Origin of the sequence: Nostoc sp. (assembly GCF_036917415.1) — a bacterium.
In the GTDB taxonomy this organism is placed as follows: domain Bacteria; phylum Cyanobacteriota; class Cyanobacteriia; order Cyanobacteriales; family Nostocaceae; genus Nostoc.
The window spans coordinates 1-25,169 of record NZ_JBALDJ010000136.1; the positions used below are offsets into that span (position 1 = coordinate 1).

Annotated in this window: 27 protein-coding genes, 1 tRNA gene and 1 pseudogene; 7 read left to right on the top strand and 22 right to left on the bottom strand. The window is 43.0% G+C overall.

All coding sequences use genetic code 11. The annotated features are described in order from the left end of the window. Nucleotides 1-211: 211 nt before the first annotated feature. From V7K41_RS32585 to V7K41_RS32610, 6 genes and pseudogenes are all read right to left on the bottom strand, one after another. Nucleotides 212-895 carry a DUF4142 domain-containing protein gene (locus V7K41_RS32585; RefSeq protein WP_334854632.1) on the bottom strand — a complete coding sequence of 228 codons (684 nt, stop codon included), beginning with the start codon at nt 893-895 and terminating at the stop codon, nt 212-214. A 75-nt stretch (nt 896-970) separates the two neighbouring features. Beyond that, nucleotides 971-1,531, bottom strand: a complete 561-nt coding sequence (locus V7K41_RS32590; RefSeq protein WP_334854633.1) for a type 1 glutamine amidotransferase domain-containing protein — start codon at nt 1,529-1,531, stop codon at nt 971-973. Between the two features lie 33 nt (nt 1,532-1,564). Beyond that, nucleotides 1,565-2,452 (bottom strand): NAD(P)-dependent oxidoreductase, encoded by an 888-nt coding sequence (locus V7K41_RS32595; RefSeq protein ID WP_334854634.1) that lies wholly within the window; start codon nt 2,450-2,452, stop codon nt 1,565-1,567. A 268-nt stretch (nt 2,453-2,720) separates the two neighbouring features. Beyond that, on the bottom strand, nt 2,721-3,788 hold the full coding sequence (locus tag V7K41_RS32600) for an aldo/keto reductase (RefSeq protein ID WP_334854635.1): 1,068 nt from the start codon (nt 3,786-3,788) through the stop codon (nt 2,721-2,723). 129 nt (nt 3,789-3,917) lie between these two features. Continuing rightward, nucleotides 3,918-4,220 (bottom strand): annotated as a pseudogene (locus V7K41_RS32605) (DUF6444 domain-containing protein); the annotation flags it as partial. Nucleotides 4,221-4,428: 208 nt separating this feature from the next. Further along, entirely contained in the window at nt 4,429-4,806 is a 378-nt protein-coding gene (locus V7K41_RS32610) for a DUF6632 domain-containing protein (protein WP_334854636.1), read from the bottom strand. 728 nt (nt 4,807-5,534) lie between these two features. Between V7K41_RS32610 and V7K41_RS32615 the strand changes: the two genes are divergently transcribed. Then, a complete protein-coding gene (locus tag V7K41_RS32615; protein WP_334854637.1) occupies nt 5,535-5,909 on the top strand; it encodes a hypothetical protein in 375 nt (124 codons plus the stop codon). Nucleotides 5,910-5,948: 39 nt separating this feature from the next. Here the strand turns inward: V7K41_RS32615 and V7K41_RS32620 are convergent, their stop codons facing one another. The 7 genes from V7K41_RS32620 to V7K41_RS32650 all read right to left on the bottom strand — a co-directional run bounded on the left by V7K41_RS32620 (nt 5,949) and on the right by V7K41_RS32650 (nt 13,525). Then, nucleotides 5,949-8,162 (bottom strand): xanthine dehydrogenase family protein molybdopterin-binding subunit, encoded by a 2,214-nt coding sequence (locus V7K41_RS32620; protein WP_334854638.1) that lies wholly within the window; start codon nt 8,160-8,162, stop codon nt 5,949-5,951. Further along, entirely contained in the window at nt 8,159-9,142 is a 984-nt protein-coding gene (locus tag V7K41_RS32625) for an FAD binding domain-containing protein (RefSeq protein WP_334854639.1), read from the bottom strand. The genes V7K41_RS32620 and V7K41_RS32625 overlap by 4 nt, the downstream gene beginning before the upstream one ends. Then, a complete protein-coding gene (locus V7K41_RS32630; RefSeq protein WP_334854640.1) occupies nt 9,129-9,752 on the bottom strand; it encodes a (2Fe-2S)-binding protein in 624 nt (207 codons plus the stop codon). Before V7K41_RS32630 ends, V7K41_RS32625 begins: the two co-directional genes overlap by 14 nt. Nucleotides 9,753-10,278: 526 nt before the next feature. Next, nucleotides 10,279-10,620, bottom strand: coding sequence for a cupin domain-containing protein (locus tag V7K41_RS32635; RefSeq protein ID WP_334854641.1), 342 nt, complete (start codon nt 10,618-10,620; stop codon nt 10,279-10,281). 234 nt (nt 10,621-10,854) lie between these two features. After that, nucleotides 10,855-11,229, bottom strand: a complete 375-nt coding sequence (locus tag V7K41_RS32640) for a hypothetical protein (protein WP_334854642.1) — start codon at nt 11,227-11,229, stop codon at nt 10,855-10,857. Between the two features lie 292 nt (nt 11,230-11,521). Then, the gene (locus V7K41_RS32645; RefSeq protein ID WP_334854643.1) at nt 11,522-12,220 is read right to left on the bottom strand and encodes an SRPBCC family protein; all 699 of its coding nucleotides are present in this window, start codon (nt 12,218-12,220) and stop codon (nt 11,522-11,524) included. A 207-nt stretch (nt 12,221-12,427) separates the two neighbouring features. Further along, complete coding sequence (locus V7K41_RS32650; protein WP_334854644.1) at nt 12,428-13,525, bottom strand: DJ-1/PfpI/YhbO family deglycase/protease; 1,098 nt, start codon at nt 13,523-13,525, stop codon at nt 12,428-12,430. Between the two features lie 482 nt (nt 13,526-14,007). Here V7K41_RS32650 and V7K41_RS32655 point away from each other — a divergent pair, with 482 nt between their 5' ends. Continuing rightward, the gene (locus V7K41_RS32655; RefSeq protein ID WP_292783360.1) at nt 14,008-14,400 is read left to right on the top strand and encodes a DUF6335 family protein; all 393 of its coding nucleotides are present in this window, start codon (nt 14,008-14,010) and stop codon (nt 14,398-14,400) included. Between the two features lie 6 nt (nt 14,401-14,406). Here V7K41_RS32655 and V7K41_RS32660 read toward each other — a convergent pair whose 3' ends face one another. Both V7K41_RS32660 and V7K41_RS32665 read right to left on the bottom strand, forming a co-directional pair. Next, on the bottom strand, nt 14,407-14,823 hold the full coding sequence (locus V7K41_RS32660) for a response regulator (RefSeq protein ID WP_334854645.1): 417 nt from the start codon (nt 14,821-14,823) through the stop codon (nt 14,407-14,409). Nucleotides 14,824-15,627: 804 nt separating this feature from the next. Then, nucleotides 15,628-15,792 carry a hypothetical protein gene (locus V7K41_RS32665; RefSeq protein ID WP_334854646.1) on the bottom strand — a complete coding sequence of 55 codons (165 nt, stop codon included), beginning with the start codon at nt 15,790-15,792 and terminating at the stop codon, nt 15,628-15,630. Between the two features lie 213 nt (nt 15,793-16,005). Here V7K41_RS32665 and V7K41_RS32670 point away from each other — a divergent pair, with 213 nt between their 5' ends. Next, nucleotides 16,006-16,686: a RibD family protein gene (locus V7K41_RS32670; RefSeq protein WP_334854647.1), complete on the top strand. Its 681-nt coding sequence runs from the start codon at nt 16,006-16,008 to the stop codon at nt 16,684-16,686. A 117-nt stretch (nt 16,687-16,803) separates the two neighbouring features. Here V7K41_RS32670 and V7K41_RS32675 read toward each other — a convergent pair whose 3' ends face one another. The 5 genes from V7K41_RS32675 to V7K41_RS32695 all read right to left on the bottom strand — a co-directional run bounded on the left by V7K41_RS32675 (nt 16,804) and on the right by V7K41_RS32695 (nt 18,858). Next, nucleotides 16,804-17,154: a histidine triad nucleotide-binding protein gene (locus tag V7K41_RS32675; RefSeq protein ID WP_334854648.1), complete on the bottom strand. Its 351-nt coding sequence runs from the start codon at nt 17,152-17,154 to the stop codon at nt 16,804-16,806. A 182-nt stretch (nt 17,155-17,336) separates the two neighbouring features. Beyond that, nucleotides 17,337-17,410, bottom strand: a tRNA-Pro gene (locus V7K41_RS32680). 50 nt (nt 17,411-17,460) lie between these two features. Further along, a complete protein-coding gene (locus tag V7K41_RS32685; protein ID WP_334854649.1) occupies nt 17,461-17,826 on the bottom strand; it encodes a DUF1818 family protein in 366 nt (121 codons plus the stop codon). 65 nt (nt 17,827-17,891) lie between these two features. Continuing rightward, nucleotides 17,892-18,431: a hypothetical protein gene (locus V7K41_RS32690; protein ID WP_334854656.1), complete on the bottom strand. Its 540-nt coding sequence runs from the start codon at nt 18,429-18,431 to the stop codon at nt 17,892-17,894. A 190-nt stretch (nt 18,432-18,621) separates the two neighbouring features. Continuing rightward, nucleotides 18,622-18,858: a DNA-directed RNA polymerase subunit omega gene (locus V7K41_RS32695; RefSeq protein WP_094351515.1), complete on the bottom strand. Its 237-nt coding sequence runs from the start codon at nt 18,856-18,858 to the stop codon at nt 18,622-18,624. A gap of 151 nt (nt 18,859-19,009) precedes the next feature. On the opposite strand from V7K41_RS32695, the gene V7K41_RS32700 reads away from it, so the two are divergent. After that, nucleotides 19,010-19,429 (top strand): fasciclin domain-containing protein, encoded by a 420-nt coding sequence (locus V7K41_RS32700; RefSeq protein WP_334854650.1) that lies wholly within the window; start codon nt 19,010-19,012, stop codon nt 19,427-19,429. Nucleotides 19,430-19,520: 91 nt separating this feature from the next. On the opposite strand, the gene V7K41_RS32705 is transcribed toward V7K41_RS32700, so the two are convergent. After that, nucleotides 19,521-20,987 (bottom strand): glycoside hydrolase family 13 protein, encoded by a 1,467-nt coding sequence (locus tag V7K41_RS32705; protein ID WP_334854651.1) that lies wholly within the window; start codon nt 20,985-20,987, stop codon nt 19,521-19,523. A 651-nt stretch (nt 20,988-21,638) separates the two neighbouring features. Here V7K41_RS32705 and V7K41_RS32710 point away from each other — a divergent pair. Beyond that, nucleotides 21,639-23,366: a S8 family peptidase gene (locus tag V7K41_RS32710; RefSeq protein WP_334854652.1), complete on the top strand. Its 1,728-nt coding sequence runs from the start codon at nt 21,639-21,641 to the stop codon at nt 23,364-23,366. Nucleotides 23,367-23,479: 113 nt separating this feature from the next. Next, nucleotides 23,480-23,779, top strand: a complete 300-nt coding sequence (locus V7K41_RS32715) for a hypothetical protein (protein WP_334854653.1) — start codon at nt 23,480-23,482, stop codon at nt 23,777-23,779. Nucleotides 23,780-23,818: 39 nt separating this feature from the next. On the opposite strand, the gene V7K41_RS32720 is transcribed toward V7K41_RS32715, so the two are convergent. Continuing rightward, nucleotides 23,819-24,190 (bottom strand): CU044_2847 family protein, encoded by a 372-nt coding sequence (locus tag V7K41_RS32720; protein WP_334854654.1) that lies wholly within the window; start codon nt 24,188-24,190, stop codon nt 23,819-23,821. A 146-nt stretch (nt 24,191-24,336) separates the two neighbouring features. Here V7K41_RS32720 and V7K41_RS32725 point away from each other — a divergent pair. Continuing rightward, nucleotides 24,337-25,169 (top strand): caspase family protein (locus V7K41_RS32725; RefSeq protein ID WP_334854655.1); only part of this gene is annotated, 833 nt, incomplete at its 3' end.

Genomic DNA, 25,169 nt, shown 5'->3' on the forward strand with positions numbered 1-25,169 from the left:
ACTTAAAGAACTCCAAGAAATAAATTATCTAATTCCTTCATGCAACGCTAAATATTAGATTTTTCTGGCTAAAACTCTTTAACGTAGATGCAGAGCGACTTGCCACAGGCTCGCCTTGTTTACGAGACACTACACGTAACTTGCTTCTTTGCAGGAGTACGCATAGCGGACGCAAAGGGAAAGAAGAAATGTTTAACTCCACTGTATTGCCTTATGGGGTACTTGTTGGAGTTGGGGTACTGCTTGGAGTTGGGGTACTAGTTGAATTTCCAGGATTAACAAGGGAACGAACCTGTTGCAGGTGAGATTGGAGGGTTGGTAGCTTTTCAGCCGCAAATGCTTTCACATCTGCATCTTGTCCCTGTTGAGCTTCAGTTTGGAATGCGGAGACATCCTTTTCATGATCTTGAAGCATCTGATTCAAATATTGGCGATCAAAGTTAGCACCATAAAGTTTAGATAAGCGCTGCTCGACTTGTTTATTTGTGCGATTGAGAGTAGTTGGCAGCGTTACACCTTTTTGAATCGCCAATTGTTTGAGTTGATTGTTTATCGGTGTGTGATCGTCAACCATGCGCTGTCCATACTGTTTTACCGCATTGCTAGTTCCACGTTTTGATGCAAGTTTTCCTAATTGGACTTCTGCTAAACCACCTTGAGCAGCTTCAGTCATAAACTGTTTATCTGAAGAGCTGGGGGTATTTTGCCCTGGTGTAGTTGGTGATACAGTTGGTGATACAGTTGGTGATGCAGTTGGTGATGGACTCTCAGTCCCTTGTACAGGCACAGCAGATGGAGCTTCTGATGTAGTTTGGTCATGGGGAGTAGTTGGTGTGCAACCAGTCGCCAAAGATAAGGCGATCGCCACAGTAGAGAGTATTTTAAAGTTAGGCATAATCAATGTTTTCCTTAGATATAGCTGTATCTTGTCACGTTGAATGAAAAACGAGCGCGATCGCTAATGCTGAAATCACAAAGCAGATGCCGTCGGTGCAAATTGTGCAAATAGATTCAACATTTCCCGATTGAATGCAGGGATATCATCTGGTTGACGACTTGTCACCCAGTTTTTATCTACTACAACTTCTTTATCCACCCAGTTACCACCTGCGTTACGGATGTCATCTTGAATTGTGTAATAACTAGTTAAAGTACGTCCTTGCACCAAGTTGGCAGATATTAATTCCCAAGGTGCATGACAAATGACAGCGAATGGTTTACCTGCTTGCTGCATTTGCTGTAAGAAGGATTGCACTTTCGGCCCCATTCTCAGCGTATCAGCATTGAGTGCGCCACCAGGCAACAACACTGCATCGTATTCGCTTGCTTGTGCTCGATCAATAATTCCATCAACACTTACAGTCGTGCCTTTATCGTGATGCCGAAACGCTTGGATTTGTCCAGATTTGGTTGAGAGAATTTCAACCTGTGCGCCAGCTTCTTTGAGTGCCTTTACGGGTTCTGTAAGTTCAGCCTCTTCAAACCCATCGGTTACTAATACTGCAACTCGTAAATTTGTTAACTTAGCCACGATTATCTCCAAATTTTATTCAATAATTTGCAGTTATGATTTAACGGTTACTCCTGCTTCTAACTCCAAAGCTTTAATTAATGCTGATGCATTTTCTTCTCCCCACCCTTGATTAACTGCTGTTTTAATGGTTTCTCTGACAATTGCCGCAGCAGGTGTTGGAGAATTTAAATCTTGGGCAAATTGAGCAATCAAATTCGCATCTTTCAGCATATGCTTTAACGCAAAACTCGGCGAAAAATCACGATTCACCAGCATCTTGCCCATACCGTCAAAAATTGGAGAGCGGAAATCTACCACATGCAGCACATCAAGAACATCTTGTGGGTTCAGTCCGGCTTTAGTTGCCAGAATCATCGCTTCCCCTAACGCTTCGATTTGGGTTGCCACAATTGAGTTACCGATGAGTTTCATCGATGCGCCTTTGCCAGTGTCGCCCAAATAATGGATCGTTTCGCTCAACGGCTCTAAAATTGGTTTGACTTGCTCGAATACTTCCTGCTTGCCACCAACAACAATCCACAATCCCCCAGCTGCGGATTCGTTTTTACTGCCGAAAACGGGAGCATCAAGAAATTCGACCTGCTTTTGGGCATAAGCTGCGGCTTGTTTGCGGGAGGTGTCAGGATGAACTGTACTCATGTCGATCGCAATTTGTCCCGATTGCACGTTCGATAAAATGCCATCTTGCCCAAAGACAACTTCTTCAACCGCCTTGTCATTCGAGAGCGAGTACATAATCGCCTCGGCATTTTCTACGGCTTGTGCAGGTGTTTGTGCTTGTGTCGCACCTTGTTCAACCAGAGGTTTACAGACTTCTGGATTACGATTCCAAACCCGCAGATCATACCCCGCTTTGAGCAAGTTGGTTGCCATACCACTGCCCATGATGCCGAGTCCTAAATACGCAATGCGTTTCATAATAATGTTCTCGATGATGTCTTACTTCAAGGAAATCCGCACATGATATGACACACATATATCTATCAAAGTCAGTTTCTTTGTACCTTCTTATAACATTTCAAGGGTTTGAGAATAAATACATCTTTTAATCGACAGACTCAGCAGTAGATGTAACTCACACCTGCCAAATTGCGTTACCGATAGCGCAGCGTTAGCGACGCAGGAGCGTCACTTTTCAAGACAGCATCGCTGTTGGCGTCAAGAAAATAGTTAATAGTATTAATATTTACCCCAACCAAGCTGGATTCATAGCTGTACTATCATTTTGGGTTGTGGTCTTATATCGTTCGTACTGCCCTTTAGCTGCTGCCTCACGGGTACGCGCTAACAGTGCTGTAACTTGTGCCCGATCCATTGGCTCAAATGTACGAACTGCCTCAAAGGCTTGGTCTAAAATTTTCATACTATCGATGCCCGTAATTACAACTGAGGTTGGCAAATTCATTGCGTAGTGCAGGCACTCGATCGCACTGACCGTGTTGCTTCTGAGAATGTAGGACTCCCCGATCGATTTCATTCCCAGCACACCAATGTTGTTTTTTACCAACACAGGTAAAACCTGGCGTTCAAAACTTCTAAAATGGGCATCCATGACATTCAAGGGCATCTGCACGGTATCGAAGCGGAAACCATTTTGTGCAGCAGTTTCCAACATTTGAAGGTGAATCTGGGGATTCTTATGTCCTGTGAAACCAATATAGCGAATTTTGCCCGCTTTCTGCGCCTCGACGACTGCCTCCATTGAGCCGCCAGGAGCAAAAACGCGATCGGGGTCTTCAAAGCGCAGTATTTCATGATGCTGCACTAAATCGATGTGATCGACCTGCAAATCGAGGAGCGATTCATCAATCTGCATTTGGGCAGCAGCTTTGGTGCGACCGTCGATTTTCGTCATTAGGAAGACTTTTTGGCGATAACCATTCTTAAGAGCATTTCCCATCCAACGGTGGCTACGTCCGTTGTTATAATCCCAAGAGTTATCCATAAAGTTGATGCCGCGATCGATCGCACTGCGGATCAGCTTGATACTTTCTTGTTCTTCTTCAATTTTTCCAATGTGATACCCCCCCAAGCCAATCACGGAGACTTGTTCTTTGGTGCGTCCGAGGTTGCGATACAACATATCGCCGCGTCGAGTTGAAGCGGGTGTTTGGGCTAGGAGTTGAGTATTTTCATCAACAGGTTCTGTTTGGGCGAGGCTCGGTTGCAAAAATCCTTCCGAAACTGCAAGTCCTGCTGCCACTAATCCCGAAACAGAAGCAGTTTTTAACAAGCTGCGTCTACTGATTTCCATAATTGTCTCCTACAAGCAACAACAGGAATGAGCCGTATAATATCACTGCTATCTGGCACAGAGACTCTAGCTAAGGTGTATTTTTAAATATACTCCGCAAGATGCATTCACAATGCAAGTTGATGCATGAGTTTTTTCCTGATGCCCTGGTTGTCCACCTGGTTTTCTTTTAAGGTGGTTTGGTTCTTCTTCCAGGGGTGCTTTTTTGTTTTCGCTTTTCTTCAGAATGTCCCCAGATGGCGGTTTCGATGAAGTTTTGCTGTCTAAATCTCTACTGACTTTTAACCGTTTTATTTCTTGCTGTAGTTCTATGATTATTTTCTATAATTCACCTATTACCTTACTCTGCTCAATAATTATCTCTACCAGTTCTTCTTTCGATAACTGGTTCAAGCTTTCTCGCTCTAATTTTTGAGGCAGGCTTTGGTTCATATTTGCGATATTTTCCCTCAAGTGTCCCCTTTGTCAATACCCTACCACCTGAATCCTTACGCCATTTTTAATCAGCGATCGCCCATCAATTCTAACTTCAAATGGCGATCGCTCCCTCTTATCTCTTCCTTTGCGTCCTTTGCGGTTCGATTCTCATGCCCCCTCATATCCAAAGTATAGTAAAAAATAGAGCGTAGGCGTAGCCCATTCATGTACTTGACACTACTTTGCGTGGTGCTAAAAAGCCAAGGACAATTGCTACTAAGAACAATGCTGGAACATCACCAAAGAGGTGTCCCTGTTCAACAGGATCAATTACTGCATGTACCGCCATGATCATCCCGTGGACTAAACTTGACCAGACGGTGAACCAGATTAAACTGAGGTGAGCTTCTGGTTGCTTTGAAGCTAACAGCAAAAAGACACCAAGCGTCGCATAAACACCAATGATCATCTGTTCGTATTCGTGCTGACCTGGTTGCCATAACCAGCCTGATGCCCAGACCTGAGTTAGCGGATATATAAGTAGAAAAGCTATTCCAATAAGAACCAGAGCGAATCGTAAGTACTGATCGCGCCCATCCATTACTTTAACCTCCGCTATTTTCTAATGCAGTCTCTACCAACAAAACTGTATAATTTTGTGATTGTATTCCCATTAGTGACACTTCAGCTTTGGAGTGTTAGATATTTTAATGCTTCTGGTGGTTTAAAACTGATTCAACTGTGAGTACAAGTCGATGCATTCACAATGCTTACCTTTTGTTTAAGCTTGCTTGATTTAAAGCTTTATCAATAAAGCTAGGAGTTAAAGGGCAGGAGGAAAACTGCCTCTAAGGGACTTCCAAGTAAAAAATAAGTAGATGGACAAAAATATTTACAGTCATTGCAAGCAAAGTAACGCCAGCCCTTGCGATCGCTGTTTCGGCTGCTTTAGTCTTTTGTTGATCGCATTCATTGATGCGTTCTGCACTATTCGGCGTTGCAGTTTATGAGAGATGCGATCGCGCTACTTGCCAATTAGTGTCGTCTTACGGTTTTGTAATTGCATCGGTCTGCAATGTTAATGCATCGACTTGTTATGCCAATACATCGACCTGTAATGCCAATACATCGACCTGCAATGTTAATGCATCGATTTGTTATGCCAATACATTAAGCTGTTATGTTAATACATCGGTCTGTAATGCCAATACATCAACCTGTTATCTTAAACCACCCTTTCTAACCTTGCCCTATCTGAAAATTTCATCTTACTGTTATTTATTTTGTTATAATGGGTACATTAAATATACAATTTACTAAGTATGATGTATGCCTCCCCAAAATACAACAAACCGTTTGCGCCCTCAACTGATTAGTCAAGATATTGACTCATTTCACGGTTTACAAACCGTAAGCACCTACAACACGACTCGTGCTGATGCCTCAGTTGCAAAGTTACAAGAAGTTTATCAGGCAATGTTGATTTCTCAACAAACTGAAACTGAGAAACTAGCTTTATACCGTGCTGCTGCTGATGCTGCCCGATTAGCAGAATGGGAATTTCATAATGCTGTATTAGCGATGAAAGAAGTTGTGCGTGGACAATATGGCTCAGATAGCGATCAAGCTCAAGCGGTGGGACTGAAGAAAAAATCAGACCGCAAGCGTCCTTCCCGCAAGAAGCCGATTGCGATCGCAAGTTAATCAACTTTGGTTGAGTTTGAAAACGGGCGATCGCAATATCTACAGCAGCTTGTCTAATGTTATTGGCAAATCGCGGACGCGCTTACCTGTGGCATGATAGACAGCATTAGCGATCGCCGCCGCCGTGCCGGTAATCCCAATTTCGCCAATTCCCTTAACACCAAGCGGGTTGATATGTAGATCGTGTTCATCGACAAACAATACCTGAATATCGGGAACATCTGCGTTGACTGGTACGTGATATTCAGCTAAGTCATGGTTGACAACGCGTCCTAGATTCGGGTCTATGACCGTGTGTTCCATTAATGCCATACCAATACCATAGATAATCCCACCGATCAGTTGACTGTTGGCTGTTTTAGCATTGAGGATGCGTCCCACGCCAAAAGTTCCCACCCAGCGCGATATTCGCACTTCACCCAAATCAGGTTCAACGCGCACTTCGGCAAACTGCGCTCCAAATGCGTGCATTGAGAACTTCTTTTGTTCTTCTCCCAGCTTGGCATCGGCACGCGCTTCGATCATTTTCATTCCATGCCGTGCCAAGATTGCCTGATATGTTTCGGTTGCGGACGATTTATTTTTTAAGAAAAAGCTGCCATTTTCGGCAATCACATCCTCAGCGTTTGAACTATAAAGCGGCGATTTTTGATCGGCAAGTGCTAGTTGCAAAAGCTGACTGCGAGCTTGATTTCCGGCTAAATGCACGGAGGAACTGACACTGGCGGCAGTTTGCGAACCACCGGAAACGGGAGTTTCTGGCATCTTAGTATCGCCTAGTTCAAAGCGAACTTTGTCAACTGGTAAACTGAGTGCCTCAGCTGCGACTTGAGTCATTACAGTATAAGTCCCCGTGCCAATATCTTGCGAACCGCTCTGCACAACGGCTGTACCGTCTGCCATAATTCGAGCGATCGCTGATGCTGGGGAACGGTTGGTAGGATAAGTCGCTGTCGCCATACCCCAACCAATCAAATAATTACCGTCTCGCATCGAACGGGGCTGAGGATTGCGCTTTTGCCAACCAAACTTTTCTGCTCCTAGCTTGTAGCACTGGATGAGTGACTTGCTCGACCAAGGCAGTCCTTTACTAGGATCGACATCAGCATGGTTACGCAGACGCAGCTCCACCGGATCGATATTCAGCGCATAAGCCAGTTCGTCCATTGCCGATTCTAAAGCGAACGACCCAGAAGCTTCTCCTGGCGCACGCATGAAGGTTGGTGTTCCTTGATCGAGCTGAACCAGACGATGGCTAGTTTCGATATTCGGGCAAGCATAAATCATGCGGGCGCTTTTACCAACAGGTTCGATAAATTCATCGAAAGTTGAAGTCTGTGAAGTCCCAGCGTGTCGGAGTGCAGTCAATTTTCCCTCGCGGGTTGCACCGAGAGAAACCTGTTGAATTGTCTCTGGTCGGAAGCCGACAGGCCCATACATCTGTATGCGTCCTAAAACTAACTTCACTGGGCGATTTACCTGCCGTGCTGCCATCGCAGCTATTGGCACATGCGACCAAGCCGACCCTTTGCAACCGAAGCCACCGCCCACAAAGTAAGACATAACGCGGATTTTCTCTGGCTCAATCCCCAATACCCCCGCAACTTTTTGTTGATCCTGAAAGATTCCCTGAGTTGCGTCATACAGCAGCAGTTGATCGCCTTGCCAAACTGCTGTTGTGGCATGAGGCTCCATTGGATTATGATTTTCGATCGGTGTAGTATAAGTTTGCTCGACGCGGACAGCAGCCGCCGCTAGTCCCTGGTTGACATTGCCGTGCGCTAAATCGGGCGGCTCTTCTTTAGGGATTTTACCTTTAGGCAAGTATGCCTTAGCGAGATTATCTCGCATATTAATGGTTGGTTTCTCTTCGTCATAGCGGACTTGCACCAGCGAGGCAGCATACATAGCTCGTTCAAAGGTATCGGCAACGACGACACCAATGTGCTGACCGCTATACAGCACAACATTATCTTGCAGGACTTGTAGCTTGCGACCACCGCCCTTTTCTCCAGAAGCTTTAGGCGCGTTGAGGTGGGTAATTACTGCTAATACACCTGGTACTTGTTCCGCCGCCTTTGTATCGATTTTGGCAATCTTACCTTTAGCAATCGTGCTTTGAATTGTCACGCCATAAGTCATTTTTGCTACCGGAAACTCTGCCGCATAGCGTGCGCCACCCGTCACCTTCAGGTGTCCATCGACTCGATTGAGCGGTTTGCCAAGAACTGTATTTGTATCCCCTGTATTCATGCCATTCCTCCCACCGTGAAGAGCGCCTTAACAATTGTGCGTTTAGCGAGTTCGACCTTAAACCCGTTGTATTTTTGAGGTTTAGCTCCGGCGATCGCTGCGGACGCTGCTGCTTGAAATGTTGCCTGGTTTGCGGGCTTGTTCAAAAGTGCTTTTTCAGCTTCAAAGGCACGCCAGGGCTTTGTTCCTACGCCACCCAAGGCAATGCGTGCGGCGCGAATGATGCCATTTTGAACATCTAATGCCGCCGCAACCGATGCCATCGCAAAGGCATAAGAGGCGCGATCGCGGACTTTTAAATAATGCGATCGCGCTGCAAACGGTGAAGCAGGCAAATCAACGGCAACAATTAACTCTCCGTGTTGTAAAACCGTCTCTCTTTCTGGTGTATTGCCCGGTACAAGATGAAAATCGACAAGCGGAATACTGCGCTCTCCGTTCGGCCCGCGTGTTTGCACAACTGCATCGAGTGCCACCATTGCCACCGCCATATCAGAGGGATGGGTGGCAATACAGCGATCGCTTCCGCCGAGAATCGCATGGATGCGGTTATAGCCCTCAATTGCCGCACAACCTGAACCTGGAACGCGCTTATTACAGGGCATCGAAGTGTCGCGGAAGTAGTAACAACGGGTACGTTGCAACAAATTCCCGCCCACTGTGGCCATATTCCGTAGTTGCGGTGATGCCCCAGACAGCAACGCCTCTGACAGCACAGGGTAACGCTCCTGAATTATCCGATGATAAGCAACGTCGCTATTGCTTGCCATTGCTCCAATCCGCACACCATTACCCTGCATTTCTATCTTGGTTAACGGTAGTGGGTTAATGTCAACTAACTGTTTTGGCGTTTGTACATCCAGCTTCATCAAATCGATGAGGCTAGTACCACCAGCTAAGTACGAGGCTTGGGCATCTGGAGTAACCAACGCCACCGCATTCTCCGCTTGTCCTGCTTTTTTATAGTTAAACGGCTGCATCTTTTTTTCCCTCTAAGACATCGCGGACAGCAGCCACGATATTTGGATAAGCACCGCAACGGCAGATATTACCGCTCATCAGTTCGCGAATATCGGCATCTGACTTAGCGTGTCCCTCGTTCACCAAACCCACTGCCGAACAAATTTGTCCTGGCGTACAGTAGCCGCACTGAAACGCATCATGGGCAACAAACGCAGCTTGCATCGGGTGCAGATTGTTTCCTTGCTCCAGCCCTTCAATAGTTGTGATTTTTGCGTCAGTGTGCATAATTGCAAATGTCAGGCAGGAATTAATCCGTTGCCCATCAACTAGCACTGTACAAGCACCACACTGACCGTGATCGCAACCTTTTTTAGTACCAATTAGTCCTATATATTCTCGAAGTGCATCAAGTAAGGTAACACGCGGTTCAATCTGCAAACTATGTGCTGTTCCGTTCACTTGCAGCGTCACCTTTACAGTTTCAGATGTTGAAGTTGCCTGCATTGGAGTAGTTTTTTTGACTTGAGTTTGTGCTACACTTTTCTTTACAAAATTACCGAGCGTAGCCGCTACTGTGCTGACGACCATCAATTGACCCAACTTGCGACGTCTTAAGACAAACCTCATTTGTTGACTCCATTCTATTTTTGTTGAGTAATAATATTGAGTAATTCTCTATACTTAAAATTTTGACAAAAAACCATACTTTTTTACAAGCATTTTGATTAAAAAGACATTAGTTAATAGAATACAATTTCATCTTGTTATGTTTCTCTATCAGAAGAGTTATGTCATAAGTATTATCTATAAATTATCAAAACAGAATTAAAGCATCAGTCGTCAGAAAAAAACCATGAGTTGAAGTTCGACTGGCAGATGAATAAACAATAAAATACCAGACTAAATAGGCTTGATTTTGTGGTCTTAACTTCTTTATGAGAGGCTGTCAATAACGTCACGTAAATGCAAACAAGATGCGTAGTTTGCTTCTCTGTAACAGTATGTATTGCTACCACTAAGTAAGTCTGCAAAAAAATTTATTGCAATGATTGGTAAGCTGCAAAACACAGTAAAAAGGAGAACAATATTCTTGTTCTCCTACAAACGCTTTATATAAGTTTTTAGCGATCGCCAAATTTAAAATAACTGCAAATCAGTTTTCATCTCGCCCGTGAACTTGAGCCGGTGGACTTGTTGCTTCAACAGCAGTGAATGTTTCTAGAATTTTATAGGTGTGGCTAGCTCCTTTTGGTACTATCCAAGAACTCCCAGGTTCTAGTAAAATCGTTTGCCCTTCAATATGTAATTCTGCACGACCATTGATTACATAACCAACAGTTTCATATTCCCGTGCTGTTGGCTCTTTAGGTTCGTTCGGTTGTTCATTTTCCCACAGACGCATGGAAATGCTTTTGCCAGATGCAAGATATTTTTGACCAAGTTGGCCTTTAGGGGAATGACTAGAGTCTACTTTACTAACGGTTTTATCAGACATATTTTTGCCTCTTTATAGTTTTAACTTTGAACCTTGAGCATTGGGGACAAGAACCAGATTTAGTCTTTAGTTATAATTTCTGGATCGTTTATATCAAGATAAATACTAAATTTACCTGGATTTCGAGACGCGATAATTATCGCGTCTCAGTAACTAGCTAAAAAGTTATTCAACAATGTATGAGTCAACAATCTCGACTCAAAATTTGCTAAACGTCTAGCTACTATCTCTCAGTTAGTTGCTAGAAGGAGTGCGGTAATAACCTTCTCTAGAAGTTTTTCCTCCGGTTTTGTTTGTAGTAGGATCAAAAAACTCTTTTGTCGCTTCAGGAGGTTTTTCATCCAAGTTTAACTTTTCGCGGATATTATCAACAGCGCTTTTTATGGGATTTTGGGAGTTTTGAGTATTTTCTATTTGGGTATCGTTTCTAATTTCACCTTGCTCATTTGGCACTCCTTGATAATAAGTGCCTTCTGGAGTTTTAACATCAGCTAGTGCTATGTTAGTGTAGCTAAAAGCCTGACCCAGTAAGAACATAAATCCTACAAGGAAAACTACAAGGATTTGGGAAATGCGAATATTTCGCAGCCATGAAATTACTCGATTCATAAAAAACCTCAATTGCATTATGTTGGGTGTACAATTCAAAATACTGAATGACTATTCACCATTCCGGTTTAAGAATAACTTTGATGGAGTTATCCTTTTTTTGTTGAAAAATGTGATGGACTTTTATATCAATAGTATTGATACAAGCCTCGGACTAAGGACACCACTCATCTGTTTCAACACTTCGCCAGCATTAACTTATTCACTTCTGCTTTGGCAAACTTTTTGGCGATTTTCAGGCACTTGGGAAAGCGATCGCTATCAATCCCTTTTTCAACGCTAATCATGGAAACTACTTGCGTCCACTTGCTTGACCTTCTGTGGTCGCAATTTCACCTGCTTCCATTAGCATCTTGAAGCGATGCAATTCATCACGAATTTGCTGTTCTGGTTCTTCACCGAAAAGTTTGGCTACGGTAGCTCCCAATGCTCCACCTGGGGGGTTATACTCCAAGACAATCTTTACTTCTGTGCCGCGATCGCCTGGTGCTTTTTTAAAGCGGACAAAACCAGAATTATCAACATCTGCACCTTCTACAGAAGCCCAAGAAATAAATTCATTTTCCCGGTCTTCGAGAACTTCTGCATCCCATTCCACACTATTACCCAAGGGTGCATTGGCTATCCAATGAGAACGTTTTTCGTTATACACCTTTACAGATTTAAGATGCTTCATAAATGTAGGCAAATTCTCAAAGTTGTGCCAAAAACGATACAATTCTTCTGCCGATTTATTAATTGTTACCGTCTTTTCAATTTTGATGGGTTGGTTTATTCCTATTGCTTCCTGTGCTTGCTGGATTGTGCTTTGTTTAGTTGCACCTTGATAAATCAAACCACCACCAGCCAAAGCTGTTAGCACTCCCCGCAAAGAACCTTGTTTTAAACCCATCAATACCATAGCACCGCCACCGATAAGAGATGCCCAACGCTCTACTTCACTAGCTTCACCCTGACTGGTATTAAGTTTATCGCCTGATGTCGAAGTCACTTTTTTACCTCTCTATTAGATACAGTAGATAACTCCACAAGTTAAATATGCGTTATCTAGAACCTTTATATAGACGTAGTAGTACGTCTATATAAATTTTTTTTCACCAGACTACTAGTGGTCTATCGCAAAACTTTTAAGAGGTGAATCAGTTTTAAATTTATCTTCTTTACTTCTCCATAGAAGTATGTATGCACCTCTGCGATTTTACATTGATATAGCTGCACCTGTACTCGGCTTAGGAGGCTGAATCTGAGCAGTTATCCGCGCTCGATAGAATTCTACTAATTGCTGTTCAGATTTCACTAAATCCTGGTAAATTCTTTTGAAAATAGCAGTTGCTACTGGATCGGTGAACATCGCAGACAAATTACCAATATCGCCAATACCCGTTTGCACATCCCCTAAAGCGGAACGTAACTGATATATGTCATCACTTCCTGTCAAGGCAGTTTTTACCTTGGCATACTGATTGGCAATATTTGAGCCTAAAGAGGGTTTCTCACCCAAAGACTGAAGATAGGTTTCTAATTTTTCAATGTGGCGTTGCTTATTAGCAATGATTTGTTGAAAGAGTGATTTAACTTCGCTATCTGATTCCTTTTCAAAATACTTTTCAAATGCTTCGAGTGAATAACGTTCACCAGTAATAGCAGTATTTACACCTCTACTAATATCACCTTTTGTTGAGCCACCCCAAGCATCAGCTAGTTTCCACCATTCAGCAGTTGTCTCTTTTTCATTTGGCAATGCAGCATCTTTGCCACCATAACCCAAACGGCTCAAAATAGCTGTGGTGAAAATTGCCAAGTCTCCAGGTTCGCGAGATGTAATCAAATTCCCATCAACTACCAACGGCTCATCTAAATAATTTGCGCCGGCGTTAGTTATATCCTTGGCAATAGCGCTAAATCCAGTGGCTTGTTTGCCTTTAAGCAAGTCGCCTTCAATCAAAACTTGTGGCCCGTGACAAACCGCAGCGACTAATTTTCCTTGTTGGATAGCCTCTTGTACGAAACGTACTGTATTCAGGTTGCGTCGCATTTTATCGGGAGCCATACCGCCAGGAATAACTACCGCATCAAATTCAGCTGCGATCGCTTCCGTTGTGGTACCGTCGGCTTGTATACTAAGTTTGCCGCGTTTACCCTTATATTTTTCATTCATTCGGGAACCAAGGACTACCACCTCTATTCCTGCTTGTTTGAATCCATTATATGGGACTGTAAATTCTGCATCCTCTACTGCTTGTTCAATAAGGATGGCAACTTTTTTCTTACCTGGGGGATTGTTATGTTCAGTCATAAATGGTGTTACGTTTTTATTTCTCTAGTCTTTAACTAGTTACAACAATATTTATCGATGAAGACAGTTAAATAGCCAGACTTTTTACTGAATAAACAATTTTGAATTACTTATCCTCATTATCTGCCTCCGTTACTCAGATAATTTTTGAGTATTCCATTGTTTAGCATTTAAGTAATTATAAATATGAATACTAAATGAAAATGCTAAACTTAAAACTTTATTTTGCTCTACCTATTGTCTAGCAGAAAACAGTTATGAGTTAGAAGTTCGCTAATGAATAATTTCGGTTGGATAACTTCTATCTCATAACTTCAACTACAAGTTCCTTGACCATGAATTCATAGCTACAATCTTATGATGCGATCGCTAATTTAGCGTCGTTCTCAGGGGATAGATTATTTTATCAGCTATACACCTCTAGTTAGACAAATTGGTGACAAGAAAACGTTATTGTAAGAATGCAGAAAAGGACTATTATCATGGCAGAAAAAAATCATAATGACAAAATTAAAAGTAATGATTTGCCACAAGAGATTACCGAATCCTACGGTACTGGTGTGAAAGACTTGCCAGGATACAATATTGGCGGACGCTCTATGCAGGACGAAAGGGACGAGTATACAGAAACTAGTCCGAAACTGACTGGTGGAGATGTGGATGCTTATTGGCAAGATGCAGATGCAGTTGGGGATGAAGCTGTTGGTGGTAGTACTTCCACTCCCGACCAAAATGTAACTGAGGACTTAGAAGCAGCAGTAGGGCTAGAAATGGCTGATTCTGAGTTTCTGCATACCAACGATATTTTAGAGGATCGTGATGGCGATCGCTGGGAGTTAGATCCAAAGTCTTCTGAAGACTATCAAGACCGATGAGAATAATTACCAATGACAAGAAGCAACTAAATTAGCCACTATCTCAACTAGTTCTTCTGGAGCGACCGGTTTAGATATATGAGTGTCAAAACCAGCTTCCAAGGCACGGATACGAGCCTCACTATCAGCAAAGGCTGTTAAAGCAATAGCCGGGACTCGTCCAGAATTATTTGATTTAAGCGCACGGAGTTTGGAGATGAAAGTGTAGCCATCCTCCCCAGGCAACCCAATATCACTAATTAAAACATCAGGTTGTAATTCTGACAATACATTGCGTGCATCTGCTGCTGATATCACTGCTATAACTTTTGCTCCATCCATTTCCAAGACAGTAGTGATAAAAAAGCGAGTATCATCATCATCCTCAACTACCAAGATATCTAAACCAGTAAGAGTTCCAGAAGTTTGCATAATAAATGACATTTTATTTATTCTTACTTGCTATATTCGTAATTCGTAATTAAGAGAGTACAGAGCAAGCACTGATTACAACTACAAATTACGTTAGCGAGTCCACAAGTGTCATTATCAATTACGAATTATTATGACTTTTACACCCTTTAGAGCAGATTTTAGATTTACAAAAGTAGATTGATATGCTCGGAGTGTTGATGAGATACCAAAGCAGGCTCTTTTAACAAGAAATGATTTAACACATTAATTTCAAACATATAGCTTGATGGTTACTACTGCTTCATCTATTTTCCTACTGGAAGACCACTTCGCACAAATGAAATTCAAGCGTCGTTAGAAAGTCCTCACTTCTCTCGATTTTCAGCATAATTCAGAATTCAGGAGTCAGGAGTCAGAATTTAGAATGAATTCTGTACGACTGGTGGATGGCGTAGCGTAAAGCTTTCTCTACAAGAGGCTTGTCTTGCTTCCACGAAGTAGTACGCCAACGGCATAGCAACTCTTAAAGCGAGTCTGCGTACTCTTACAGAGAACAAAGCTATGCTCTATAGGACTCATATTTGAATTTTTGAAATACACGTAGGGTGCGTTATGCCAAAGGCTAACGCACCACTCCGAATTTTAGGTGCGTTACGCTACGCGATAACACAACGCCAGTCCGCTCAAGTCGGGAAACCCGCCCACGCGGCTGGCTCCCCTACACATACTTAGATTTTTTCAAAAATCAAATACTATTCCTACTATAAGCAGATAATAATTTGGGAAACAGCTTACCAAGAATTGCTCAAACATCAGTGGAAAATTGATTCAGACTCAATCTTGGGCTAAATCATACAAGCAAACAAATGTTTTGAATTTAGCAGCGACAAAGAAATATTGGTAGAAACGGTGTGTCGCTGTAATTTGGAAAAGTGCTGCAATATACCAGTAATTGATTAGCGATCGCTGAACCAAGTTGTCGTAGGCTTCGCTACTCATTCACTCTAAAGTATGTAAGTCGGTGCAATAAAACCAAACTGTGTGAAGAAAAGTAAATAAGGCTCAAACTCCTTCCCCCCCTGCCCCCTGCTCCCTGCTCCCTGCTCCCTGCCCCCTGCCCCCTGCCTTATTCCAACAATAATTATTTACGCCGACCTACTTATGGAGGGGATTCAAAAAGGTAAAATTATAAAGAATCGTTACAACATAATCATGTCAGCTATCCAAACAACTGTGGTTCTTGCCATGACGGCCGACGGAAAAATTAGTGCCGTAGATCCGAAAGCGCCTCGTGAACCCGATGTAGTCGATCAAGCACACTTGGAGTATCAAGCTTCCCTTGCCGATCTAGTCCTGGTAGGAGCAGGGACAATTCGGGCTGAGGGGGGAACCTTTACAATTCGCAATCCCGAACTGTTGGCAGCACGTGAGGTTCGGGGTCAATCTCCCCAGCCGATTACTTGTGTTGTTTCAGGTTCCCTTGACCTATCGCCGGACTTGCCTTTTTTGAGTCAGGACATTGAGCGATGGATATTTACCACAAGGATTGCTTTGCAGCGCAGTTCTGATACAACAACCTTGCAAAAACTGGCTGAATTAATTGATTTGGGAGATACAGACCTGGACTGGGATCGGGCCTACACCTTGATGGCAGAGCGGGGTATTCACAAAGTCGTTGCTTTGGGAGGTGGCTCTTTAACAGCTGCTCTAGTTCAGGCAGGGCGAATTGACGATTGGTGGTTGACCATTTGGCCCGTCATTTATGGAGGAAAGCACGCCCCTAGCCCAGTGGAGGGAGAGGGTTTTGTTCCCAATGCTGCTCCTCATCTCCAACTCATAGAAACTCGTCAGGTTGGAAGTGATTTGTTTTTACATTACCGCACAGTCAAGTGAAAACGCGCTGCCAGAATTAAGCAACTACGATCGTTGATACTAGAAAGCAGGGGGGCTTTTGCCTACAATTTTACTCAGTTTGTACCTTTTACTCTACCCCCTACCTGCTGTCTCTCATCAACCAGGAGGCCAATTTAACTGCCGTCCTCCCAAAATATGCAAATGTAAGTGATTGACTGTTTGACCGCCGTCATCACCAGCATTGATGACAACTCGATAACCATTTTTTAGTTCAGCTTCTTCTGCAACACGTTTAGCAGTTAACAAAAGATGCCCCAACAGAGCATGATCCTCGGATTCAGTGTCAGCTAGTGTAGCAATGGTTTTTTTGGGAATGATCAGGATGTGAACGGGTGCTTGGGGATGGATATCTTTGAATGCCAGGGCTAAATTATCCTCATAAACAATATCAGCGGGAATTTCCCGACTAATGATTTTGCTGAAAATCGTTTCTGTACTTTCACTCATGCCAATCTACCTACTAATCTGCTAGAGATTTTATATTAAGTCCGCCTAATTACTTAATTATTGAAAAAATTTGATTGTGCGGGTATATCCCAATTTACTGTTCGGTTAGGTTTTTTCAGGTAAAAACTATGAAAAAACCTGCCAATCTTTTAAAAAGACTAGCAGGTATGGCTTATCATCAATCGGAGCGGCGGGATTCGAACCCACGACCTCCACTACCCCAAAGTGGCGCGCTACCAAGCTGCGCTACGCCCCGGTCAGAATTCCTATCATATAGCAAAACTGTAGGATAATCAAGAGGCTATTTTAGAAAACCTTAAGCATCCCAGTAGCTTGCAGTAAATCTGGAACAGCAGAAGCATTCCATTTACCTTCTACACATCGCCCTGTATTCAATATGAAGCGCAGATTGTAATTATGAGGATAGCCTTCCACTTCCATCCATAATAAATCGCTTTCGGCTTCACAAGTAATTTTTTCCTCTTCCATCAATTCAGTTGCGAGTTGCTTCATGGTGTCTGCTAGCTGTGCTAGTAGACGACAAAAATCATTTAACTCGGCTTCGGTTAACTCAATTGCCCAATCATCTGTTCCGACTAAACCTTTAAACTCAGGTGTATCGGGGTTCCAGCCAATACGCCAACCCGCTCCGGTTTTGACAATGCGTTCCATAGTTTAGTTTTTTAAACGCAGAGGTACGCAGAGGTTTAACGCAGAGGGACGCAATGGAAAATTTATCATTTTAGTAGTTCGGCACCTCCTCGTTGTGGTGGCTGTGGGGTAGTTGATGTAGTCGGACTGGGTGCGGTATTGGGGTTAGGGGCTAGGGTATTTTGGGAAGTAGGATTAAATATATTGACTAAGACTTGTACTAGGGCATCTCGTTGGCTGCGGGTGAGACTCTTGATAGCTTTGCGATCGCCTTCTATCGGATTTTCCCGTAGTGCATCATTTCCTGGATAGGTAGTATCATACATAATTTCGTTTGCACCCAGGTAATCAGCTAAAGTCAGCTTCCAATCTAAGCGATAAATAGGGGCCCGCCCTTTGGTATAAATGTGATATCTAATTAGGCGATTTGCTAAGGTGTTGTTTTCAGCAACTTTCCCATTTTCTTTGCTTATATACTTATTTTCCCGTGGAAAATCTGGCAATTGCTGATAAACTAGCTGCCAAACATCGCTAGGGGTGATTCTCTGGGCATCAGCAGGTTGGATACTAAATAAATTTCTATGTATTGATTTATCTGCCCCGGAACCTAAAATAATTACACCCATTACCATTAAGGTAAGCAGTAGTGGTGTTAGCGGATAGCTAAGGTTGAGCCAGCGCAAAGTTGCGAGTTTTGAGAAAATTGATTTAAACAGAAATTTTTTCTCTTTCATAGAACAATATTTTGGGCGTTGCTGAGTGAAAATATGAATTTGCCTGATTCAGCACTCAGCACTCACCACTCACCACTCAATTTTATAGTTCGCCGATAATTTCTGGTTGAGTCAATTCATCGGACATTTCGATTATTGCCCTTAGCACTGGCTTCATCATTGCATCTTCGTTACTTTCAAAGTCTTCGTAACGCCGACGTTTAGCACGATTTGCCACCTGAACTGTAATGCGGTATCGATTTGAGGCTGCACTAATCAGATCCTCAGCACGGTGCATAATCTGAGATTGAGTTGTCTCGAACTTAGAACGCTTTAGCATAATCAGTGGTTCTTGGGGTCATTCTCCAGTGTAACAGTACTAAATCAGTCTGCTGCTGTCTGTTAAATCGCCAGCAACCTCTCTATTGATAGAGGCTAAGATATTTATAGTCACTTTATAAGTAACTTGTAATATTAAATAACGCACCCTCATGGCTGACCTTGTGGAAACTGCGATCGCAGCAGGTAATTTCAATACCCTAATAAAGGCTGCTAAAGCTGTAAATTTTATCGAAACTTTGAAAAGCCCTGGTTCTTTCACGCTCTTTGCACCGACTGACGAAGCTTTTGCCAATCTGCCAGAGGGAACTTTAGACTCGCTACTACAAGATATCCCCAAGCTCCAGAAAATTGTGGCGTATCATATCGCTAGTGGGGATGTTAGGTCTGATGATTTGGTACAGATTAACGAGGCACAGACGCTTGAAGGTTCAATTGTAGCCATTGAATCTGCCGATGGTAAATTTAAGGTGAATAACGCCAATGTCCTGAAAACAGATATTCTGACAGACAATGGCGTGATCCATATCATTGATGCAGTGTTAATGCCTGCAATGGTGGCGGGAAGGTAATGTAATTGGGCATGGGGCATGGCGCATCGGGCATTGGGGCAGAGGAAAAAAACTGACTGCAACTTTTCCCCAGTTCCCCAGTCCCCAATACCTAATCCCCAGTCCCCAGAATGCACCCACTCCGTGCGGGAACAGTCAATGACAACTGCTGGGTTTCTTCTTTACTATTCCACTCAACTTCGGCAGTGCCATATAAAAGTTTGTTGGGTTGAGTACGCAAAGTGGCGATATCTGCATTCGCTGTTGCCGAACTTGTGCCAGCGTTGACGACAATTATTAATTCTTCTGTCCCTAGAGTTCGCGCAAAGATATAAAGTTGTCCTTGAGCATGGAGAACTTGGTAATCACCTGTACGCAAGGCTGGGTAAGTTTGGCGCAGGGCAATTAATTGACGGTGAGTATTAAAAATTTCTTGATTCCAGTTACTCTCTAAAGGAAAGCTACGGCGTGAGTCGGGATCTATTGCACCAGGTAAACCAACTTCATCACCATAGTAGATGCTGGGAGCACCGGGAAAGGTGAGTAGTAGTAGAGTTGACAATTCTATACTGGCTATATCGCCGCCTGCAATGGTCATCAATCGGGCTGTATCGTGACTTGCAAGCAAATTGAGTTGAGTTAGCTGAATTTCCCAAGGGTAAAGTTGCAGTACTTCTTGAATTTTGGTGGCGTACTCGGTGGCAAATAAGGGAGGGTAGGGTTGATAGTCACGGCTTTGGACTTGTTCTAAGACTACGCGATCGCCAGCTGCAAAGGCAATTGTCGGCCCGGCAAATAGATAATTCATCACGCCGTCAAATTGCGTTCCATCTAGCCACTCACGTGAATCTCCCCAGACTTCGCCCACAATGTAAGCTTCGGGATTGACTGCCTTAACGCGATCGCGAAATTCCTGCCAAAAGCCAGGAGTTTTTATTTCAAATGGTACATCTAATCGCCAACCATCAATGCCGAATTTAATCCAATATTCGGCAATTTCCATAATATATTCCCGCACTTCTGGATTGTCGTGGTTAAATTCTGGTAAAGCACGATTTCCTGCCCAACCCATGTAGTTTGCAGGTAATTCACCATTGTAAGGTGAAAGCGGCCAGCCTTCAATTTTGAACCAATTTACCCAAGGCGAATAGGGACCATTCTCTAAAACGTCGTGGAAAAAGAAAAAACCACGGCTGGAATGGTTAAATACCCCATCTAGAACAACTTTGATATTCCGTTGATGGGCTGCATCAAGCAATTCTTTAAAAGCCTCGTTGCCCCCCAGCATGGGGTCAACTCGATAATAATCGTGGGTATGATAGCGATGATTGCTGGCGGATTGAAAAATGGGTGTGAAATAAATTGCATTAATTCCCAGATCCTGGATGTAGTCTAAACCCTCCATGATGCCCCATAAATCGCCGCCTTTATAACCCTGGAGTGTTGGCATAGAGTCCCAATCTTCCCAACGGGCTTCACGCAGCAGCCGTTTGCGCGGCTGTTTGCTTCTAGCAAAGCGGTCTGGGAAGATTTGGTAGAAAACAGCGTGCTTTACCCAGTCTGGTGTTTGAATTTGCATGAATAACTTTTTGTACTTCAGAAGCGATCGTTGCAAATATTAGCTTCTTTATGGCTCTTACTTATGATAGAGAATCTGTCGTTTGTCAAGACTCATTAGTGATTTTGCCTTTTTCATGCTGTTTTATACGCAAATGTTATCAGTCTTAACTATTTTGACTACAATTTGTTTTAGTTTTTAACAGATCGACAAGACAGACCCGCCACTGATTGCGTGCTAGCTCCTAAATTATTCTTAAATAAATTTATCTTTTTTATTTATTACTTAATTATTCTTAATTTCATTTTCTTTACTTTGTCCGTAATCGTTTAGGCAGACAATGGATTAGTTTAATAGCTTCATAAAAATTACCTGTTACCCCAGTCTTGGGTAATTCTTAGATGCAGCTGCTTAAAGATGTCTCATGAGTCACAGAAAATCACTATGAGGGATACGTAATTTCAGAATATGAGTTATGAATTAGCAATTGTCTTAGGAATAAATTACCGCATCCTAAGCTTATTTGATGTTATCTATAAAAAAAACAGATAACTCTAGTCGCATCAAATAATCAAGGCTAAAAAACTATATAGACGGCATTAATGTGAGAGCGACTTATCCTACTAAAATCACTACTTTATTGACAGCAAATAAATTGAGTTTGAGGTAAAAATGAGACACGAAAAACTTTCTCCTGGACTACTTTTGGCATATCAAGACTATCAAAATGAAGGAGATCGAGCTTTAGTTACACACAAGCGATCGCTTGGCATCATTGCTCACAAAAGCCCGGTCAAGCCTACAAAGAGCGTCGTTTTTATCTACTGCGACCCTGATGCAGACTTAAGTTACTTATCACAATATAATATTGAAGTCAATCAAAATTCTGGGAGTGTGCGGACAGCTTTCTTACCGATAGAGAGTTTAGATGTCTTATCTGAAGAAGATGTGATTCAGCGGATTAAGCCATCACGCAAACTTCATTTGAGAATGGACACTGCAATGGGAACAGTCAAACTGCCGGAGTTCCAGAATAAAACCGGACTGACTGGAAAAGGAGTAATCATCGGCATTATAGACAGTGGCATCGATCCGAAACACCCCGCCTTTGCTGGACGAATTTTACACATTTGGGATCAAACATTGCCAGGGCCAGGAGTGACGGAGGGCGGCTATGGGGCTGAATTTGCGGGAGCGCAACTGACAGTTTCTCAGGATACTGGCGGTCATGGTACTCACGTCGCTGGCATTGCAGCTGGTGCCGATGCTAGTTATAGTGGTGTCGCACCAGAAGCGGAATTAGTTGTCGTCAGGTCTGATTTACAAGATGCCCACATTGCTGATGGTGTGCGTTACATTTTCCGAGTTGCTAGAGAGTTGGGACGCCCAGCAGTGGTAAATCTCAGCTTGGGTGGACACGCTGATGCCCATGATGGTAGCGATTCCTTATCCAAAGTCATCGACGCCGAAACTGGCCCTGGAAGAATTGTTTGCTGTGCTGCGGGTAACGAAGGAAACGATAACATTCATGGAGAAGCGACCATACCCAGTGGACGCACTCGTGGTATGCGCTTCAATGTTCCTTTGAATCAAGTAGGTATAGTTTGGTTAAACGCTTGGTATGCCAAAGACAGCGAATTGGAAGTATCTGTGCGCAGTCCTAACGGTTTTGTCACCCCCTTTCAAAAAATCATTACTGAAGGTAATGCCGCCCAAGATTACCAATTACCAGATGCACGGGTGCAATTAGCGACACCAGCACCAGACCAAGCCAACGGCGACCATAATTTCTTTGTGCAAATCCGGGGTATTGGCCCCTCGCAAGTAATGGGAGGTGTTTGGCAGCTGCGAGTCCGCAACACTTCTTCAACTGACACATGTTTGAATGTATGGACACTAGATGATAGTTCGTCAGTGTTTTTCACTGGTAAAAGTGTGAAGGATGCGTTAAAAATTGGTTCGCCAGGAGCTGCCAGCAGTGCAATTACAGTTGCCGCTTATACTACTAAAACCAAATACACAGATATTGATAACCAAGTGCGAGAAATGGGCTTAGAATTGAATACTATTTCGGAATTCAGTAGTGAAGGGCCTCTACGCAATAATGGACAGAAGCCGGATGTAGCAGCACCAGGAGCAATGATTGTTTCCACCCTTTCCGCCGATGCCAGTTTTGACCGCTCATCGATGATTAATTCCAAGTTTGTGGTAATGGCTGGTACGAGTATGGCGACACCTTTCGTCACTGGGTTAGTAGCACTGCTGTTGCAGCGCGATCCTAAACTCGATCCGGCTGCTGTCAAAGACTTGCTACGTAAAAATAGTGCAATTCCTGGAAAAACTGTAGGCACATTTGATGACAAATGGGGTTATGGAGTGATTAATGCTTTAAATCTGTAATTAGATTGAGAAAGATAGATATTATTTCTGCACAACGGTAGGGGATAAAAACCTATAACTTTGATAAATTTGGGTAGGCAGTAATTGCCTACCTTTTTACCAAGGAATTGCTGATGAATTATCAGAAGTTAGATGCCGCTCTTGCTACAGCGCTAAATGATGTTCAAAATTCAGAAGAACCGAGTTTGGGGGTTTTTATCCATACTCAACCAATTTTAGACTCTGCTGCAACTGCTGTTTTAGAAAGTTTAGGCGTTAGTGGTATTACCAGTGGCAAAGATATTTTCACGGCAACACTGTCACCAAATGCCATTTCCCAGTTGTCAGAGGAATCTTGGGTAAAGTATTTGAAGCGATCGCAGCAATTACGTTTGGTTAATAAGAGAATAAATATAGGGAAGTTGGGTGTTTAATGGGCATTGCCTACCCTTTGTACAGGTAATTTTTTGCTGTTACTGTGAATCAGGTTTTGGTTTTTCTGGAAACTTACACTTCACCTCAATTTCCAGATTACTTTCAGCAGAGCCTTCAGTAATGTAAGGAATACCTGCTTTGCCACCCAACTTAATGCCAAATTTCAGTCTTACCTCCTCAATCTCAGCAGTATTGAAGTCTTTAAAAGCACTCAGAGCATAGATAGTATAAGAGCGAATCATTTGGCGAGCTTGTTGCATTCGAGCGATCGCATCTGTTCGCACATCCTTATATTCTATGCCATCGTCGTCCTCCTCAATTTCCTGAGTTATTTCGGTGGCTGTGACGTTAATCTCAATCTGCTCAATCTCCCCGTCTGCTTGGAAAAATAATTGCTGTACTTCTGACATAGGCTACCTCGATTAAGTTTTGTAACGTATCTGAATAAATTTCAGCTTGCTTGCAGAAAAGTAACAGATGGTGTTGTTTCTAGTAACACAGCCATTGATTGTGTCTGTCAAGATTATCCCGCATTTACCAACCCAAGGTGTGTTAAATGGTACGATACGCGCTTGTTATTGGCATCGCCGAGTATCTCAGCTCATCATTAGCGCGTTTGTCGAAGACTACAAATGATGCTGAGGCCATAGCACAACTCCTAGAGCAGTATGGTGATTTCCAGTCTGTGCAAAGACTACCGCAGCGCTGGAATAAAGATAAAAACGGCTATGAAATGGCAGCGCAAAAAGTTACTGGCGCTCAACTTGGCCAAGATTTGAGAACATTTTTACTAGAGCAAGCTGCTAACAATGAAGCGCTGATTTATTTTAGCGGGCACGGTTTTACTATTTCCGACAATCTGGGACAACAAAAGGGATATTTAGCAAGTTCCGATTGTCAGATTGAATTTAAAGAAAACGAAAATGTTGAACAAAAATATGGTATTCCTCTGGATAGCCTCAACGATTTAATTCGAGAGTCGCAATTGAGTAGTTTGGTGATGCTACTCGATTGCTGTCATAGCGGCTATTTTTTAGAAAGACAATTAATAGAAAGAACTCTTAACGCTTTCAGTTCGCAAAAGGATTATTACTTAATTACAGCTTGTCGTGGCTTTGAAGGCGCTGGAGTAATTAAAAGTGAAGAATACAGTATTTTCACAGGTGCAGTTGTTAAGGGATTGACGGCTGAAAATGTAGGTAGTAGTAGGCGAATTAGTGGCGATCGCTTGTTTGATTTTGTCAGCAACGAACTTAAAGGTTCCGTACAGGAGCCGATTCGCATGGGTTGGGGACGTTCGATTACTTTGGTAACTTATCCCCAATTAGATATTCCTACAGTAGTCAAAATTGCTTTCAATCAGGAAAATCCTTATCGGGGACTTTATGC